The organism is Xanthobacter dioxanivorans, from assembly GCF_016807805.1.
Classification (GTDB): domain Bacteria; phylum Pseudomonadota; class Alphaproteobacteria; order Rhizobiales; family Xanthobacteraceae; genus Xanthobacter; species Xanthobacter dioxanivorans.
Window position 1 is genome coordinate 1,434,633 of the sequence record NZ_CP063362.1, and the last position, 16,584, is coordinate 1,451,216.

Here is a 16,584-nt window from a genome sequence, read left to right on the forward strand (position 1 = left end):
GCGCTGCCGCGCGGGCCATCACGGAAAAGACACATCACCCGTCCGGATGGCGCCGATGAGCAAGCACCAAGATGCCCCCTACCGTCCCTGCGTCGGCCTCGCCGTGTTCAACGGCGCGGGCAAGGTCTTCCTCGGGCGCCGCATCGGCGGGCCGGAGCATGTGGACGCGACCCATTCCTGGCAGTTGCCCCAGGGCGGCATCGACAAGGGCGAGGAGCCGTTCGACGCCGCCCTGCGCGAGCTCTACGAGGAGACCTCCATCCGCTCGGTGACCAGGCTCGGCGAGATCGAGGACTGGCTCACCTACGACCTGCCCGGCCGCATTGCGGGCGAGGCCTGGAAGGGCAAGTATCGCGGCCAGACGCAGAAATGGTTCGCCTTCCGCTTCACCGGCGTCGACGCCGAGATCAACATCTCGCGGCCCGGCGGCGGCGCCCACAAGCCGGAATTCATGGACTGGCGCTGGGAAAGCCTCGACAAGGTGACCGAGCTCGTCATCCCCTTCAAGCGCAACGTCTATGCCGAGGTGGTGCGCGGCTTCCGCCGGTTCTCCGAGAGCTGAACTCCGCGCCGGGGGCGAGGAGGCTTCGACGACCCGGGCGCGGCGCGGGAATAAGGACCCCTGCGCGGGGTGGGCGGATGTTCCGGCTCCAGATGGATGGACACCCTGCCGCCGCCGGCAACGCCTGCGTCCGGCCCGGCGGCATGCGCCTCATCGACCTGTGCGGCGACGCGGTGCAGACCTGCCCGGATTGAGCCGCCGCCGCGGCACAGAAGACTCCGGATCACGGAAGAGAACGGTGGCGGATTACATCCCGCTCGGACCGTGAAAACCACCCCGCGGGATGGAGCTCACCACAAGAACGCGCAAAATATTCGGAAAATACGAAGTTTATAAATCAATTGTGACAGAAACTTCGAGTCGCACCCCCACCAATATCCGGACTACCGCGTCAAACGCCACATGATGTCCAGAATATCTGCATCATACCCGACTATTTTGTCTGTGGTATGACAGTCCGGACACCTCTGACTGTTGCCGTAGGGAGACAGTTATTGACAGCGACCTGCGTTATGACCAGCCATCCTGTTTCATTCGGGGGTGGGGAGCTTTACATGCGCGCGTCGCTGCTGGTTACAAACATTCTCGCCGCGCTGATCGCCGGCGGCGCCGCCCAGGCGGCCGACCTGGCGTCCAAGCCGGTGACCAAGGCGCCGGTGGCGCCGGTCTTCAGCTGGACCGGCTTCTACGTCGGCGCCCAGGCCGGCTATGGCTGGGCGCAGAACGACTTCAGCAATTCCGTCGATCCGCTGAACCCGACGACCCTCAGCGTGGCAGATGCCGAGTTCAGCCTCGACGGCGGCTTCGTCGGCGGCCAGATCGGCTACAACTGGCAGATTTCCAACATCGTCCTCGGTGTCGAGGCGGACGCGGCGTGGGCCGACATTTCCGGCTCCGGCTCCTACTTCAACGGCGTCGCGCCGAGCTGCATCCAGAGCAACGATGCCTGCTCCTCGAAGATCGACGCGCTCGGCACCATCACCGGCCGCCTGGGCGTCGCCTTCGACCGCATCCTGCTCTACGCCAAGGGCGGCGCTGCCTGGGCCACCACCTCGCACACCGCCGGCAACACCGACCTCGCCTTCCCCGCCTTCAGCTACAGCGCCACCACCGATTCCACCCGCTGGGGCTGGACCGTGGGCGCCGGTGTCGAGTGGGCCTTCTTCAACAACTGGTCGGCGAAGGTGGAATACAATTACATCGACCTGGGCAGCAACCAGGTGACCTTCAACTTCACGCCCAACACCTTCATCAATCCCTACCAGGCGACGGTCGACCAGAACGTCCAGCTGGTGAAGGCCGGCATCAACTATCGCTTCTGAGAACGCCATCACTGCCGGCGGGTTCGCGCGACAGGCGCGGACCCGCCGGCAGGGTCCGCCTGGAACGCCCTGTTTGGAGGGCCCTGTCTGGAGAGCCCCGGCATCGCCGGGGCTCTTTCCATTTGCGGTCTTCTCACGCGGACGGAAGCGGACGCACCACCGGCCCCTTCGGGCTTACACCGGCCGGGCGGGACGCCGGCAAGGGGCGGGATGATGCGGGGGCGACGATCACCGCATCGGCCGGCCGACGGCGCAGCGCGACGGGAAAGGTCGACGGGCGCGGCGGGCCAAGGGGGAGGTGAAGAACGGATCGCAGGCGGGTCCCGCCTGCGGAGCGCCCGGCGGTCAGCTCGCGCCGGGCGTCACCAGATGCAGTCCGAGCACCATGATGCCCACGGCCGCGACCCAGCTTCCGCCGGCCCGCAGGGCGATGGGGCGCCAGGATCCGGTGGAGGGCACGTCATCGCCCCGTCCGCCGCCGCGCAGGAAGGCAAGGGCGGCGCCCGTCGCGAGCGTCATCACCACATAGCCTGACGCCATCACTCCGGCGAGAAACAGCACGCGGTCGGTGCTCGCGGCCATGGCCGCGCCATTCTGGTCGCCGTGCAGCAGGCCCATGATTCCGGCCGTGCCGAGGAGAACCGGAAGCGGAACGCGCAGCGCCGCCGCCACGGCGAGCCCGGTCGCCGCCACCAGCGCGAGGCCGAGGGCCGGGCCGAACGCCGGCTGCGGCAGCACCAGCGAGAGAAGTCCGCCGGCGAGCAGGGCGAGGGGAAACGCCAGGATGACCCAGCGCGCGCGCTGCGCCCCCTGGAAGGCGGCCAGCACCGCGAGGGCGATCCATGGCAGCACCTGCTGGAGATCGGTGAGGGGATGCAGGGCACCGCTGTAGAAATCGCCGAGCCGCGTCTCCACCAGATGCGCGTGCGCCGCCGTAGGCGCGCAGGCGAGCGCGGCCCCGGCGGCGGACAAGTGGATCCAGCGCGTCAAGCGGGCCTTCATGCGATGATCCCGACGGCGCCGAGGAGGAAATAGAGGCCCACGCAGCCGATGGCGGCGCCGCAGGCGCGCACCGCCCGGGCCCCGGCCTCCCAGCGCACCAGCACGCCGATCAGGATGCCGGTGAGATGCAGCAGGCCGGTGGCGGCGACGAAGCCGGCGGCGAAGGCCACCGCGTCCGCCGCATCGGGCAGCTCGCGGCCGTGGGCATAGCCATGGAAGACCGCGAACACGCCCACCATCACCGCCGCGACCCACAGGGGTGGCCGCGCGGCGAGCGCCACCATGACGCCGAGGGCGATGCCCGACAGGGCGATCACTGGCTCGACGAACGGCAGCGGCACGCCGAGCAGGCCGAGGACGCCGCCCACCGCCATCACCAGGGGAAAGGTGACCGGCAGGACCCAGATCGCCGGGTTGCCGAGCTGCGCCCCCCAAAGCCCCACCGCCACCATGGCCACCAGGTGATCGGCGCCGGTGAGCGGGTGGAGGAAGCCGCTGACGAGGCCGAGGGCCACGCCGCTGCCGGTATGGGCGAAAGCGGGCGCCAGCGGGACGGCGGCGAAGAGGCCGGCCAGCGCACCGCAGAGGAGCACGCGGGCGCTGGGGACGAGGTGTTTCATGGCGGCCTTCCTTGATCGGTTGCGGCGCCCCTCGGCGCCCGGGTCAGATGCGGGTGAGGAACCAGAACGAGGCGACGGAGCCGATCACGTAGGCGGGGATGGCGGCGCCCCAGCGCGGCAGCAGCGCCTGCGCCTGGCGGTGGGCCCAAAGCAGGGCCAGCACCGCCATGACGAAGGTGAGCTGGCCGATCTCCACGCCCACGTTGAAGAAGAAGAGCGCGATGGGCAGCGTCGCCTGGGGAATGCCGAGGGCGGTGAGCGCGGTGGCGAAGCCGAGCCCGTGCAGGAGGCCGAACGCGAACGCCACGCTCCAGGGATGCCGCGCGGTCAGTCCCGCCTCGCCGCGCTGCAGCTTCACGATCTCCACGCCGACGAACACGATGGAGAGCGCGATGGCGGCATTCAGCGGCCGCTCCGGCACGCCGACCCAGCCGAAGGTGGCGGCGGCGAGCGACAGGCTGTGGCCGACGGTGAAGGCGGTGATGGTCTTCACCAGCTTCCAGCCGCCCTTCACCAGCCAGATCAGGCCGAGCACGAACAGGAGATGGTCGATGCCGCGCAGGATGTGGTCGATGCCGAGATTGGTGTAGGTCTCGGCCAGATCGCGCCAGACCGCCATGTCGGTGCCCGGATCACGCGCGGCGGTGACGGTGGGCTTGGCGGCGCTCACCGTATAGACCTCCATCGGCCCCTCGTGGGGGATCACCCGGATGGTGGCCACCGACTGCCGGCTGCCGAGGCCCTGGAAGCTCAGCTGGCCGGTGATGCCGCGCGCGCCGCAGACGAGCTCCGGCGGCTCCCATGTGCAGTGGGGCGGGAAGATGGGCTGGAGCGTCATGTCCACCGGCGGCATGGTCCACTGGCCGATGAAGCGGCCCGGCGCGATCTCGCGCAGGGTGATCACCGCCATGGTGGCCTCGTGCGCCCGCGCCCCCGACGCCGGCGCCAGCACCGCCACGACGAGGCAGACGAGCGCCGCCACGAGGCCGCCCAGCGCGGCGAGGGCGCGACGGCGGACGGGGGCTTGCCCGCAGGGAGGCTGCGAGGGGTTCATGGCTCGCTGCGCCGGATCACATAGGCCTTGCCGAGGTCGCGGGTGGCGGCGATGGCGAGCACGCGCCGCCGCTCGTCCTTCCAGGCCTGCGCCACCTGGGAGCCCACCTCGTCCAGCTCCACCCGCCGGCCGGGCGTGAAGGTGTCGCGGCGCACCACGTGCCAGCCCGACGCGGACGGCAGGACCTGCCATTCCCCCGCCGGGGCCTCCACCAGCTGGTCGACGAAGTCCTTGCCGAAGGACGGCTCCAGCGTCTGCCGCGGCCGCTGCCCGAAGATGAGGGCGCGCAGCTGCACCTCCTCGGGCTCGGTGCCGGCGCGGATCTGCTCCAGCACGGCGCGGCTCTGCGCCTCGGCGTCCGGGCCGGTGAACGGCACGTCGATGAAGCTGACGAGGTCGGGAATGTCGTAGTTGGCGCGGCGCTTCTCGTACCAGGCGGCCAGCTCCGCCTGGCTCGGCTCGCTCACCTCGACGCCGTTGAAGATGAGCAGGCGCATCTTGTGGGTGATCCGGTCGCGGATCATCTCGTCGCCCTTGTCGAGCCCTTGCGCCAGCGCCTCGCGGAAGGTGATCTCGTTGAGGAGCCACACGTCGACCAGCTTGGCGAGCTCGTCGGCTCCCGGCGCGCGTCCCTCGTGCGTGCCCTTGAAGGCGTCCACGATGGATTGGCGCACCTCGGGGGTCACCTCGATCAGCCGCTCCTTGCTCACCGAGGGCGTGACGGCGGCATGCACGGCGAAGATCACCGCCCCCAACGCCATGAACTGGACCAGCGGCTCGCGCACGAAGCGCCGCGCCCAACCCGGCGGCGTATGGCCCGCTTCCCTGCGATCGCCCCCGGCCGCCCCGGCGGCCGGCTCCAAACCCGATGACGTCAAATCCCGTCCCCCGCGCCGCTCTCGCCTGAGTCGGATCGCCGATGCGGAGGCGCTGGCCTCGTCGGCGTTCCGGCCCTGGAATCCATCAAGGCGCACGCCTTGTCCGAAAGGCCTGCCCCGCGCCATCCGGCGCGTGCGCCAGACGCCGGTCCGAGGCCGCCCAAATGCCGGCGAGAGACCGGCGGACGCCCCTGCCGTTTCTCGCGGCGCTTCTCCTACGGGCCGGGTGGTGTCGGGTTGATGACAGCGCCACAGAAATCTCACCTCGTCCTGCCGCGGGCCTTGCGGGAAATCCTTTGTCTGTAAAGAGCCGCCCTCGACTTTCCGCCGGCTGAACAGTTCTGTTATTCGGCTCACATCCTCCAGCGTCATCAAAGGTTCAGGAAGCGGTCACAGAACACCGGTAGTAGACCGCCATCGGATTCTGGACATCCGTTGTCAGCTGAGGGGTTGCAGAATGAAGAGCGGGGTGCTGGCGCATCAGTTGTTCGCGGGAGCTTCGGTTCTCGCGGTGGCCGGCGGAATGGGGGCTCTGCCGTCCACGCCGTCTTTCGCCGACAGCTACATGGCGGGCGACTTTCACAATCACACGCCGTGCTCGGACGGCCGGTCTTCCGTCGAGACGATGGTGAAGAAGGCGGTGCAGAGCTACGGCCTCGAATGGCTCGGAGCCGCGGACCACGGCGGCTCCAGCCCACGCGACTGCCGCGTGGACGACCCCGAGGGCGACGGCTCCACCACCGGCACGGGCAAGTTCTGGGACGTGGCGCCGGTGACCGTCGTCAAGGGCGACGTGGCCACCTCGCAGGGCCACCGTTCCATGTGGCGCTGGCAGAGCGCCGAAGAAATCATCTATCCCGAGCTGGCGCGCCTCGCGAAGCAGCTCAACAAGCCCATGCTCTACGCCGGCATCGAGACCAACGTGCCGGGCCACGAGCACACCTCGATGACCGTCATCGGCAACCAGAAGCCGCAGAATTTCGGCGGCAACACCGGTGATGCCAGCGGCGTGGCCGAGTTCGAATACCGCTTCGACCGCTCCGACACCGACTTCTCCAAGGGTGCGCCGAACCACAGCTGGGAAGGCAAGGTGGCGAACGCGTCGGGCTCCGGTTCCGGCACCGCCAACCACCAGAACAAGGCCGTCCCCAGCGTCCAGTGGCTGCAGAAATACTATCCCCTCGACAGCTACTACGTCCCCGCCCACCTGGAACGCGCCGGCGTGTTCAACCCGAACGGCAACAACGGGTTCAACATCGAGCATCTCCGCGACTTCAACAATGCGGGTCCCACCGTCGCGGTCGGCTTCGAGAGCCAGCCCGGCCACCAGGCCTCCAACAATCGCGGCGAATACCGCGCCGGCTTCTGCGGCACGGGCTGCGACTCGGTGGGCGTGACCACCTTCGGCGGCACCGGCATCTACGCCGCCAAGATCGGCGGCGTGTGGGACGCGCTCCTCGGTGAAGGCCGCAACTGGTTCTTCTATGCCAGCTCCGACTGGCACAATCGCGGCGCGTTCAGCATCTACGAGACGGGCTCGACCAACGATTTCTATCCCGGCGAGTACCAGAAGCTGTACATCCCGCGCCCGGCGACCGGCACGACCCTGCGCCCGCAGGTGGTGGTTGACGGCGTGCGTTCCGGCAACTCCTTCTCGGTCATGGGCGACCTGATCACCGGGGAGCTCTCCTACAAGGCCGAGGTCATCGGCTATGCGGCGGCCGGCTCGGCCAAGATGGGCCAGACCCTGGTGGTTCCACGTGGCCGCTCGGTCAAGCTCACCCTCGAGGTGAACGTGCCCACCGGCACCAACCACTCGCCGTACAGCTTCAACAACCCGTCGCTGGCCCAGATCGGCATCAAGGAGCCGCTCAACCGGCCGACCCTGCGCCAGGTGCAGTTCATCAAGGGCAACGTCTCCGGCGTGGTGGCGCCGACCAACGCCAATTACACCAGCGGCACCAACACCACCGCTGCGACCTTCGCCACCTTCAGCCCGAGCACCTGGACCGCGAACGGCACCAAGCGGACCATGGTGGTCACCATCCAGAACGTGCAGAACAACATGTACGTCCGGGCCCGCGGCAGCAACCTGCCGGCGTCCACGCCGGCCGAGACCGACGCCCAGGGCAACCCGCTCAACGACTGGGATCCGGAAAACGGCGCCCAGGGCCCCTACGTGCCTTGCACCGATGCCGCCTGCCCCTCGCACATGGTGGTGCGCGACGGCCAGAAGATCTCCAGCTACGACGTGGCCGGCTGGTCCGACCTGTGGTTCTACGTCAACCCCATCTTCATCCGCGTCGCCGACCAGCCGAAGCTGCTGGTGGAGACCAACGGCGCCCTCGCCGTGGCGCTGAAGAAGTGAGGTTCTGAAGATGTGAGGCGGGCCCGGCCGCGCGCCGGGCCCGCTCTCGTCCCGCGTTCCGCCGGGGGCCGTCAGGGCCCCCGGTTCGCTTTGTGCCGAGGCTCCAGGCTTGCCCATGTCCGATGCCAGCGCGGCCCCGGCCGCCACCGCCCGCGTCCGCCCGCGCCATATCCTCGCCGTCACCGCCATCGCCGCGCTGTCGGGCTTTGCCGGGCTCGGCTACGAGATCGTCTGGGCGCGGATGCTCGCCGTCGCCCTCGGGCATGAGATCGTCGCGGTGCTCGGGGTGGTCTCGGCGCTGTTCGCCGGCCTCGCGCTCGGCAGCCTGCTGCTCGGCCGCCGCATCGCCCGCAGCCCGCGGCCGGCGGCCTGGTATGCCGGCCTGGAGCTCGCCATCGGCCTGTGGGCGCTCTGCCTCATCCCGCTGGCGCCGCGCGCCGGCGACCTCGTCGCCGCGCTGGTGCCGGTGGATGCGGACGGGCTGCGGCAGTGGAGCATCGCCTTCGCCCTGCCCTTCGTGCTGCTGCTGCCGGCGACCCTCGCCATGGGCGCCACCCTGCCGGCGCTGGAGGCGGTGCTCGCGCCCCTCCTCGCCGCGCGGGCCGCCGTGGGGCGGGTCTATGCGGCGAACACGGCGGGCGCCGTGGCCGGTACCCTCGCCACCGCCTTCCTGATCATCCCCGCCCTCGGCCTGTCGGCGACGCTGCTGGTGTGCGCGGCGCTCAATTTCGCCTGCGCGGCGCTGATGGTTGCCGGCGCGGCGACCCCGCTCGCGGATGGCGCCCCGCCGGACCGGGCCGGCCCCCCGAGGGTTGCCCCGGACGTTTCCCGGCGCGCCTCCCGGAGCGCCTCTTCGCCCGCCGCTTGGCGCGCCTCTTGGCGCGGGCTCGCGCCACTGTTCGTCACCGGCCTCCTCGGCATCGGCTACGAGGTGCTCACCGTCCGGGTGCTGAGCCAGATCCTCGAAAACACCATCTACACCTTCGCCATCCTCCTTTCCGCCTACCTCGCCGGCACGGCGCTGGGCGCGGGGGTGCGCAACCGGATGGCTCGGACCTCCGACACGGCCGCGCTCACCCGCACCCTGGTCACGGCGACCGGCCTCGCCTGCCTCGCCGGAGCCGCGCTTCTCGGCGTCTCGGACGACGCGTTGGCCGGACTGCGGGCGTGGCTGCCGGCGACGATGGAAGGCCGCCTCCTCGCCGAGCTCGGCATCGCGGCGCTGGCCTTCCTGCCGCCCACCGTCGCCATGGGCGCGCTGTTCACCCAGCTGGCCCAGGACGCCAGCGACAGGGCCGGCGGCGTCGGCCCCGCGCTCGCCGCCAACACGCTGGGGGCGGCGCTGGCGCCGATCCTGTTCGGCCCGCTCCTGCTGCCGCTGATCGGCGCCAAGCTCGCCTTCGCCCTCATCGCCTTCGCCTACCTGCTGGCGCTGCCGGACCTGCGGCGGCCGAGCGTCTCCGCGGCGGCCCTCCTCGGCGCCGCGACGCTCGCCCTGGTGCTCGCCCCCGTGTCGCTGCGGCTGGTGCGCATCCCGCCGGGCGGGGCGCTGCTGTGGCACCGGGACGGGGTGATGGCGGCGGTGAGCGTGGTGCGCAACGGCGCGGGCGATCAATATCTCCAGGTGAACAACCATTTCCGCATGGGCGGCAGCAGCTCCGCGCGATCGGACCAGCGGCAGGCGCACATTCCGCTGCTGCTGCATCCGGACCCCAGGCGGGCGTTGTTCCTCGGCCTCGGCACCGGGGCCACCCTGTCGGCGGCCGGCGACCATCCGGGCCTGGTGGCGGACGGGGTGGAGCTGGTGCCGGAAGTGGTGGAGGCGTTCGCGCTGTTCGACCGCTCGGCCCCGCAGATCGGCCGCAATGGCGACATCCGGACCCACGTGGCCGACGCCCGCCGCTTCGTGCGCGCGCCGGGCGAAGCCTATGACGTGATCGTCGCCGACCTCTACCACCCCTCGGTGGATGGCTCTGGCGCGCTCTATGCCCGCGAGCATTTCGCCGCCGTCCGCGCGCGCCTCGCCGAGGGCGGCCTGTTCTGCCAGTGGCTGCCGCTGCACCAGCTCGATCTGGCCACCCTGCGCGTCATCGTGCGCACCTTCCTCGACACCTTCCCCGATGCCAGCGCCTATCTCGCGCAGTTCAGCGTGGAGACGCCGCTGATCGCCCTCGTCGGCCGGAAGGCGCCGACGACCTATCCGGCCGACTGGCTCGCCCGCCGCGTCGCCGACCGCGCCCTCGGCGCCCGTCTCTCGGCCCTCGACATGGACGACCGCTTCTCCCTGTTCGGCCTCTATCTCGCCGGCGCCGATGCCCTGCGCGCCTTCGCCGGGCCGGGACGGCTCAACACCGACGACCGCCCGGTGGTGACCACGCAGGCGCCACGCGTCGCCTATGCCGAGGCCGACACCCCCGCCGACCGCCTCGTCGCGCTGCTCGCGGCGCTCAAGGCAGATCCGGCGGACCTGCTCCAGCCGGCGGACGCGGAGGCCCGCCGCCACCTCGCCGCCTATTGGCAGGCCCGCGACGGCTACCTGCGGATGGGCGCGCGCACGCTGGCGGCGAAGGGCCCGCGCAACCTCATCGGCGACATCGCGCCCCGCCTCGTGGAGCTGGTGCGGATGAGCCCGGATTTCGAGGCCGCCTACCTGCCGGTGCTGGCCATGGCGCGGCAGCTCGCGATCAGCGACCCGGCGGCGGCGCGCCGGCTCCTAGAAGCGCTGGATAGCGCAAATCCGAACCGATCCGAGGCGCGGCGCCTGCGGGCGGCGCTGCCGCCGGGCTAGGCTCGGGCGGCGCGTCCCCGGCCGCCGCCACGGTGAAGGGGATGGACCCGCCATCGGCATGGAAGTGGCGGCGCAGATAGCCGTTCCATTCGATCAGGTACTTGCCCGGCGGCAGGGGTTCGGTGACGCGGAACGACGTCGCCCGCACCTGCGCCGCCGGACGCGTCCAGTCGGTCGGCCGCAGGCTGTTGTCGGCCAGCGCCACCACCCGCACCTCGTTGAGCTCGAACTCGTCGGTGAAGTCGATGCTCACCGCCGGCCGCGGGTCGTCCAGCACGGCGTTGGCGTTGGGGACGGACTGGTCGAAGGCGCACTGGGCCCGCGCCATGCTGCCCGTGCCCGCCATCAGGCCGGCGAGCAGCGCCGCGCCGAGGAAGAGCGATTTCATCGTCGTCTCCGAGATCACGAGAAGCGGATGGCGTAGCCGAAATTGTCGAGCCGGTCGGGGATCGCGTTGAAGGCGATGGAGATGCGCCGGGCACCTTGGTTCACCGGCACCTCGTGCAGCAGATGGCTCGGGAACATCACGAGATCGCCGGCATTCGTCTGCGGCATGGCCCATTTTCCGCCATTGAAGGCGTTGATGCGGGCGTTCGGGTTGGTATTGCCGAAGATGAAGCCGGTGCCGCCCAGGGCCTTGTGGAACACGAGGTTCGCGGACGGGTGCGCCGGGGTCAGGTAGATCACCCCGGAGATGAAGCTGTTGGCATGGGTGTGGATGGCCTGGCGCCCGCCGGGCTCCAGCACGTTCACCCAGATCTCCTTGATCTGCCAGTTGAGCGCCTCGCCGAACAGCACCTCGCCGAATTCCACCACCTTCGGCAGCACCCGGCCACCCAGCGTCGCGAACAGGCTGTTCGTCTCCGCGCCGGCCACCGGCGTGTGGGAGAGGAGGTCCGAATAGGCGTTGGTGAGGGTGGTGGCCTCGACCGCCTCGGCGGCCAGGGCGGAGGCCTCCGGCGCCTCCAGCAGGCCCTCCACCCGCATCACGGGCGTCGGGAACAATCCGATGATCTGGCTCACGCTGTCCGGTCCGGCAAGGGGAAGGATGGCGCGCACTTTCCTCACCCCCCATGACCGCCCGATGACGACCGCCCGATGACGACCGCCCCCGGCGTCAATGGCTGGACTCCAGATCGGCCGGCGACGGCCGGGAGCGGCGCGGGGCGATGATGTGGTCCGCCGTCGCCCGCATCCCCGCGGGGCGGGCGGGGGCCCCGTCCGGCTGGCGCCCCGCCGGCGCGGCGAGGCCGCCGCCGTCGCGCTGTGGCAGCGCCAGGATCGCGGAGGCGCGCCCGCTTTGCAGCAGGGTATCGCGCAGGCTGACGGTGCGCAGCACCCACCCCTCGTGCGCCTCCCCGGCCCTGAGCCGGATCACGCCGCCGGTCGCCGGATCGAGGAAAATGGCATAGCCCTCGCCGGTGCCGACCACGGTGCCGATCAGGGTCAGACGCGGCTGCGCCGGCGCGGCGGCGACCGGCACCGGCACATCGGGCGGCGGCGGCGGCGCACCCTCCGGTGGCGCCGGGGGGCGCCGGGTGGGGGAGAAGATCGGCCGCTCCCGCGTGGCGGAGAGGGCGTCGAGCGGCACCGACCACAGGGGATTGCCCCGCGGCGCCGGCATCCGGCCCGGCGCGCCCGCGCCCGCTTCGCCCGCGCGCAGCTCCGCCGTGCCGGCGGGCGGCGCCGGCAGGTCGAGATCCTCGGCGCCGACGGGCGTGGCAAGGCCGGCGAGGAGCGCCCCGATCAGGCCCGCGAGCATCCGCCGGATCCGCTTCATCGCACGCTCCGCCATTGGCCATAAACGGTCAGCGTGACCTGCAGGCGCCCGCCCTCGCGCGTCTCGCCGGCGCCGGAGGCCACCGACCCCTGGGCCACGAGCTGGTCCACGAACAGGAACGGCTGGCCCGCCTCCAGGTCGTAGAGCAGCTTCTGCAAGTCCGCCTGCCCGATCTCGAGGCTGGCGGCCAACGCCAGGAAGCCGGCGCCGTAGGGGGTCCCCTCCAGCTCGACACGGGAGGAGGTGATGCGGCCGCCGCAGCGTGCCACTGCCGCCGCCACCCGCTGCATCAGGTCGGCGCCGGCCACCGTCACCGACGGCCCTTCCAGGAACGGCGAGCCGGCCGCGACGTCCGGGGTGCCGTCCGCCCCCGCGCGCGCCGGTCCCCGGCCCTGCATCCGGTCGAGGCGCGCGCGCGCCTCCTCCACCGCCGCCCGCCGCGCCAGGAGATCGCCCACCGCGCCGCAGGCGACGAGCACCAGCACCGCCACCAGGGCCCCATAGGCCAGCGTGGCGAGGAGCGCGGCGGGGCGGGAGGCCGGCGCGGCGCTCACCGGGCCCCCTCGGGCGGGACGGCGATGCGGGCCTCGATCTCGAAGCGCTCGCCGGCCTCGCCCGGCTGGCGGGTGGTCGGCGCGACGAAGGTGGCCTGGGTGAAGGCGCGCGATTGCTCCATCAGCCGGACGAGGGCGGGCGCCTCGCGTGAAATCCCCGCCACCTGCACCCTGTCCCCGTCCATCTGCCAGGCGGTGACATGGGTGTCGTCGGGCAGCACCCGCGACAGGGCCTCCAGCACCAGCACGGTGGGCTGGCTTTCGCGCTTGCGCTGCTCGAGCGCCCGCAACGCCGCGCCCCCGGCCCCCTGCGCCGCGCCGCCGGCGGTGAGGGCGCGGCGATGGGCGGCGATGCGCGCGTCGATGTCGTCGCGCTCGGCATCAAGGCCGCCGCCGGCGATCTCCGAGGCGGCGAGGGCGAGCGTGGCCAGCACCGCCGCCGCCGCGAGCACGGCGAGGAGCGCGCGACGCACCCGCGCCAGCCCGGATACGCCCGCCATGGCCGGATCGAGACCGCGCAGCAGGACCGGCCCCGCGCCGCCGACCGCCGCGACGGTGACGGCGACGGAGCCCGCGCCCATCGTCCTGAGGCAATGGAGAGGCGGTTCGACCCGCGCGCGGGGCGCCGCCAGGACGGTGAGGCGCAGGCGCTCGTCCGGCATCATCACGGGCGGCGTCCAGCCATAAACCGCCTCGCCCGCCGTCCAGGGCGTCAGGCGGTCGATCTGCGCCCGCACGATGCCATCGAGAAAGGGCGCCGCCCCGGCCGGAAGCTCCAGGGGGCGTGACAGGAAGCGGGCGGGATCGAGGGCGAGCTCGACCGCGCGCCCCTTCACCCGCGCGGCGACCTCCGGAGACGGAGCGTCCGGTGGCCCGGCGAGCGGAAAGCCCGTCGCGCCCCCGTCCGGGCCGGCGAGGCTGAACATGCCGGCCGCGCTTTCGCCGATCCGCACCGCCCGCAGGGGCCGCAGGCCGGCGAGGACGGCGGCGACGACGCCGGCCACCGTGTCGATCCAGCGCGAGAAGGCGTCGAGGGCACGGTCGAGGATCGCCGGGGCGGGCGGGCGGGCGCCGGTTCGGGTCATGGCCTGCGTGCCTTTTCGGCGCGGGGCGGAAGCTCCATCGGCCCGTCGAGATCCTCGCGCCACGACAGCACGCGGTAGGGATCGGTGCCGAAGTCGCGCACCAGGATCACCGCCTCGGCGGCGCGCTGGCGGCCGCCGTCGAAGGCGATGCGCACGCTCACCCGCACCGCGTCGCTGCGCTCGGCGGGCGGCGCGGCCGGGGCGGTGCCGGCCGGCACGGCGGCCGGCGCGGAGACGGCGGGACGCAGCGCATCGGGCAAGGCGGCGCGCACCACCGGATCGGCCTCGTCGGCATTGACCGCGCCGCGCCCGCTGAACACCGTCACGTGGGCCAGCGCGGCGCCAACCAGGGCGGGCGGCAGGCCGGCCACCCGCCAGATCTCGTCCACATGGACGAACGGCGCGCCGCGCGGGCCGTGACCGAGGCCGGCATCCCGGTAGATCGCCGCCTCGGCCTCCTGCGCGCCGGAGGGCGGTGAGCGGAAGGCGAGGATGCGGTCGGCGTAGCCATCCGCCGCCTCCGGCTGTGCCCCGAGGGCGACGAACAGCCCGGCGAGCAGCTCGCGCGGCGCCGCGTTGAGGTCGATGCGTGCCGCCTCGTCCCGGAACTCGGCGACGACGGAGGCCCGCCCCATCCGCAGGCTGACCTCGCCGTGGGTGGGGCGCCGGTCCTTGGGCACGGACACCAGCCGGTAGGCCGAGAGCTCGACGGCGGCGGTGGCAAGGCTGCGGGCAAGGTGGCCCTCGTCCCGCGCCGCCGACGCCATGGCGGTGCCGGAGACGTAGACGGAATAGACCGCGACGAAGCCGGCCAGCGCCGCGAGGATCCACAGCACGGCGACGAGGATGAAGCCCCGCGTTCCCTGGCGTGGCGGCGGCCGGTGAGGGGCGCTCATGGCGGCCCCCCCGGTCCGGCGGCCGCGCCGTCGCCCGGCGCCGTGGCGCCGATGGGCTGCGCCTTGCCGCAGATGCGCAGCGTCTCCTCGCCCGCGCAGGCCGCCGGCAACTCGGCCCGGATGACGACGGCGGTGGAGGCGTCGAGGACGCGGCCGGTGCGGGTGTCGCGGACCACGATCCGCACCGCGCGCGGCAGCACGTCGGCGCCGGTCCAGCGGTCGATCCACACGCCGTCGCGGCCTGAGAAGGAGAAGGAGGCCCGGTAGGCGGCGGCGAGCAGCCCCACCGGCGGGCCGAACGGCGGGGCTCCCGCCTCGGCGAGGCGCGGCACGAACGCCGCCGTGCGGCGGACGAGGCCGGCGCCCCGGGCCTCGTCCGCCGCCGCGAACGCGACGATCTCCAGCCCCGGCCCCGCATTGGGGCCGAACGCCGTGCGCACGAAGGTCACCGCGGAGGCCGAGCCCTCGAACAGCGGCCGGCGGCTGTCGAGGCTGGCCGGCACGAACTCGGCCGCGGCAATGTCGGCGGCGAGGCGGTCGACGGCGAGGGCGAGCAGCTCGCCCGCCTCCACGCGGGCGAAGCCGCGCCGCCACTGGGGCAGCCACTGGGCAGTCACCATGGCCACCGCGCCCACCACGAGGCCCGCCAGGACCAGGGCGACCAGCACCTCCACCAGGGTGAAGCCGGCGGTGGCCCGGCGGGAGCGCGGAACGACCCTCATTCGGCGGCGGCCCGCACCAGGCGGACGGTCTCGATCACCAGCAGGGCGCCGGAGGGCGCGCGCACGCGGATCAGCACGTCCATGGGCGCCCAGCGCCCGCCCCCGGGGCCGCCGGCCGCATCCGGGCCGCTCCCCTTCCCGCCATCGCCGCCGCCATCTTCGCCACCGACGGCGAGGGGCCGCACGTCCATGCGCCAGCGATGGCCGGCCACCTCCCCGTCGGTGCGGCCAACCGCGAGGTCGCCACGGGCGGGGATGCCGGTCTCGACGGCGCGCGCGGTCTGCAGCAGGCCCACATGGGCGTCGAGGGCCCGCGAGCCCCGCGCGCTGGTGCCGGACACCTGGGCGATGGCGCCGAGGCAGGCCGCCGCGACCGCCAGCGCCACCAGCACCTCGATGAGGGTGAAGCCGGCCCGGCCCCCGGCGCCGGTGCGCGGCGCGCGCGCCGACCCGTCGGGGCAACGCTCAGGAGCTGCGACGCGGGACAATCTCGACCCCTCCGGTGAGCCAGTTCACCCGCACCTCGTAGGCCGCGCCGTTCCGCGCCAGGGTGAGGACGCCGCCGCACGACAGGCCGGACGGCAGGAAGCCGATGGCCCCGCGCACCGCCCTGCCATTGCAGTATTGCGGCAGCACCGCCTGCATGCGCACGTCGGCGGGAATGCGGACCGTGCGCCCGCTCGATCCCGAGCGGATGCGCCCGGACGGGGCGTCGACCTCGGTGGCGACCGGGGCGCCGCGGCGGATGGCGGCGGTGCGGTCGGCTTTCAGCAGCGCCGCCGTCTCCACCGCGAAGGCCTCGAGCCTCGGCCGCGAGGTGCCCAGCGGCAGGCGCGGCAGGGCGATGGCCGCGATGGCCGCCACGATGGCGAGCGCGCACACCACCTCCAGGAGGCTGAACCCGGCTTCCCCCGGCGTGGGGGCCATGCCAATGGGGGCCATGCCGCGCCGGC

17 protein-coding genes are annotated in these 16,584 nt (G+C 72.5%); 4 read left to right on the forward strand and 13 right to left on the reverse strand.

Translation table 11 applies throughout. The features are described 5' to 3' along the window. Positions 1–55: 55 nt before the first annotated feature. Together EZH22_RS06865 and EZH22_RS06870 are read left to right on the forward strand one after the other, a co-directional pair. Entirely contained in the window at positions 56–562 is a 507-nt protein-coding gene (locus tag EZH22_RS06865; RefSeq protein WP_203194967.1) for an RNA pyrophosphohydrolase, read from the forward strand. 554 nt (positions 563–1,116) lie between these two features. After that, positions 1,117–1,884, forward strand: a complete 768-nt coding sequence (locus tag EZH22_RS06870; RefSeq protein ID WP_203194968.1) for an outer membrane protein — start codon at positions 1,117–1,119, stop codon at positions 1,882–1,884. A gap of 345 nt (positions 1,885–2,229) precedes the next feature. On the opposite strand, the gene EZH22_RS06875 is transcribed toward EZH22_RS06870, so the two are convergent. The 4 genes from EZH22_RS06875 to EZH22_RS06890 are packed head-to-tail and all read right to left on the reverse strand — an operon-like array spanning position 2,230 to position 5,345. Beyond that, positions 2,230–2,886 carry a HupE/UreJ family protein gene (locus EZH22_RS06875; protein WP_203194969.1) on the reverse strand — a complete coding sequence of 219 codons (657 nt, stop codon included), beginning with the start codon at positions 2,884–2,886 and terminating at the stop codon, positions 2,230–2,232. After that, on the reverse strand, positions 2,883–3,506 hold the full coding sequence (locus EZH22_RS06880; protein ID WP_203194970.1) for a HupE/UreJ family protein: 624 nt from the start codon (positions 3,504–3,506) through the stop codon (positions 2,883–2,885). The genes EZH22_RS06875 and EZH22_RS06880 overlap by 4 nt, the downstream gene beginning before the upstream one ends. A gap of 43 nt (positions 3,507–3,549) precedes the next feature. Beyond that, positions 3,550–4,560, reverse strand: a complete 1,011-nt coding sequence (locus EZH22_RS06885; protein ID WP_231711351.1) for a HupE/UreJ family protein — start codon at positions 4,558–4,560, stop codon at positions 3,550–3,552. Next, positions 4,557–5,345 (reverse strand): peptidyl-prolyl cis-trans isomerase, encoded by a 789-nt coding sequence (locus EZH22_RS06890; protein ID WP_203194971.1) that lies wholly within the window; start codon positions 5,343–5,345, stop codon positions 4,557–4,559. The genes EZH22_RS06885 and EZH22_RS06890 overlap by 4 nt, the downstream gene beginning before the upstream one ends. A 550-nt stretch (positions 5,346–5,895) precedes the next feature. Here EZH22_RS06890 and EZH22_RS06895 point away from each other — a divergent pair. Both EZH22_RS06895 and EZH22_RS06900 read left to right on the forward strand, forming a co-directional pair. Next, the gene (locus EZH22_RS06895; protein WP_203194972.1) at positions 5,896–7,806 is read left to right on the forward strand and encodes a hypothetical protein; all 1,911 of its coding nucleotides are present in this window, start codon (positions 5,896–5,898) and stop codon (positions 7,804–7,806) included. A 115-nt stretch (positions 7,807–7,921) separates the two neighbouring features. Next, complete coding sequence (locus EZH22_RS06900) at positions 7,922–10,594, forward strand: spermine/spermidine synthase domain-containing protein (protein ID WP_203194973.1); 2,673 nt, start codon at positions 7,922–7,924, stop codon at positions 10,592–10,594. Here the strand turns inward: EZH22_RS06900 and EZH22_RS06905 are convergent. Genes EZH22_RS06905 through EZH22_RS06945 form a run of 9 tightly spaced genes read right to left on the reverse strand, consistent with a single transcriptional unit; the run spans position 10,491 to position 16,573 of the window. Next, the gene (locus tag EZH22_RS06905; RefSeq protein WP_203194974.1) at positions 10,491–10,982 is read right to left on the reverse strand and encodes a copper resistance CopC family protein; all 492 of its coding nucleotides are present in this window, start codon (positions 10,980–10,982) and stop codon (positions 10,491–10,493) included. The genes EZH22_RS06900 and EZH22_RS06905 overlap by 104 nt on opposite strands. Before the next feature lie 14 nt (positions 10,983–10,996). Beyond that, a complete protein-coding gene (locus EZH22_RS06910) occupies positions 10,997–11,653 on the reverse strand; it encodes a TIGR02466 family protein (RefSeq protein WP_231711352.1) in 657 nt (218 codons plus the stop codon). A gap of 58 nt (positions 11,654–11,711) precedes the next feature. Next, the gene (locus tag EZH22_RS06915) at positions 11,712–12,374 is read right to left on the reverse strand and encodes a hypothetical protein (RefSeq protein ID WP_203194975.1); all 663 of its coding nucleotides are present in this window, start codon (positions 12,372–12,374) and stop codon (positions 11,712–11,714) included. After that, positions 12,371–12,928, reverse strand: coding sequence for a type II secretion system protein GspM (gene gspM, locus EZH22_RS06920; protein WP_203194976.1), 558 nt, complete (start codon positions 12,926–12,928; stop codon positions 12,371–12,373). The genes EZH22_RS06915 and gspM overlap by 4 nt, the downstream gene beginning before the upstream one ends. After that, positions 12,925–14,013, reverse strand: coding sequence for a PilN domain-containing protein (locus EZH22_RS06925; protein ID WP_203194977.1), 1,089 nt, complete (start codon positions 14,011–14,013; stop codon positions 12,925–12,927). The genes gspM and EZH22_RS06925 overlap by 4 nt, the downstream gene beginning before the upstream one ends. After that, positions 14,010–14,909: a type II secretion system minor pseudopilin gene (locus tag EZH22_RS06930; RefSeq protein WP_203194978.1), complete on the reverse strand. Its 900-nt coding sequence runs from the start codon at positions 14,907–14,909 to the stop codon at positions 14,010–14,012. The genes EZH22_RS06925 and EZH22_RS06930 overlap by 4 nt, the downstream gene beginning before the upstream one ends. Beyond that, complete coding sequence (locus tag EZH22_RS06935; protein WP_203194979.1) at positions 14,906–15,631, reverse strand: prepilin-type N-terminal cleavage/methylation domain-containing protein; 726 nt, start codon at positions 15,629–15,631, stop codon at positions 14,906–14,908. Before EZH22_RS06935 ends, EZH22_RS06930 begins: the two co-directional genes overlap by 4 nt. Next, positions 15,628–16,119 carry a prepilin-type N-terminal cleavage/methylation domain-containing protein gene (locus EZH22_RS06940; protein ID WP_203194980.1) on the reverse strand — a complete coding sequence of 164 codons (492 nt, stop codon included), beginning with the start codon at positions 16,117–16,119 and terminating at the stop codon, positions 15,628–15,630. Before EZH22_RS06940 ends, EZH22_RS06935 begins: the two co-directional genes overlap by 4 nt. Continuing rightward, positions 16,097–16,573: a GspH/FimT family pseudopilin gene (locus EZH22_RS06945; RefSeq protein WP_203192916.1), complete on the reverse strand. Its 477-nt coding sequence runs from the start codon at positions 16,571–16,573 to the stop codon at positions 16,097–16,099. The genes EZH22_RS06940 and EZH22_RS06945 overlap by 23 nt, the downstream gene beginning before the upstream one ends. Positions 16,574–16,584: the final 11 nt, after the last annotated feature.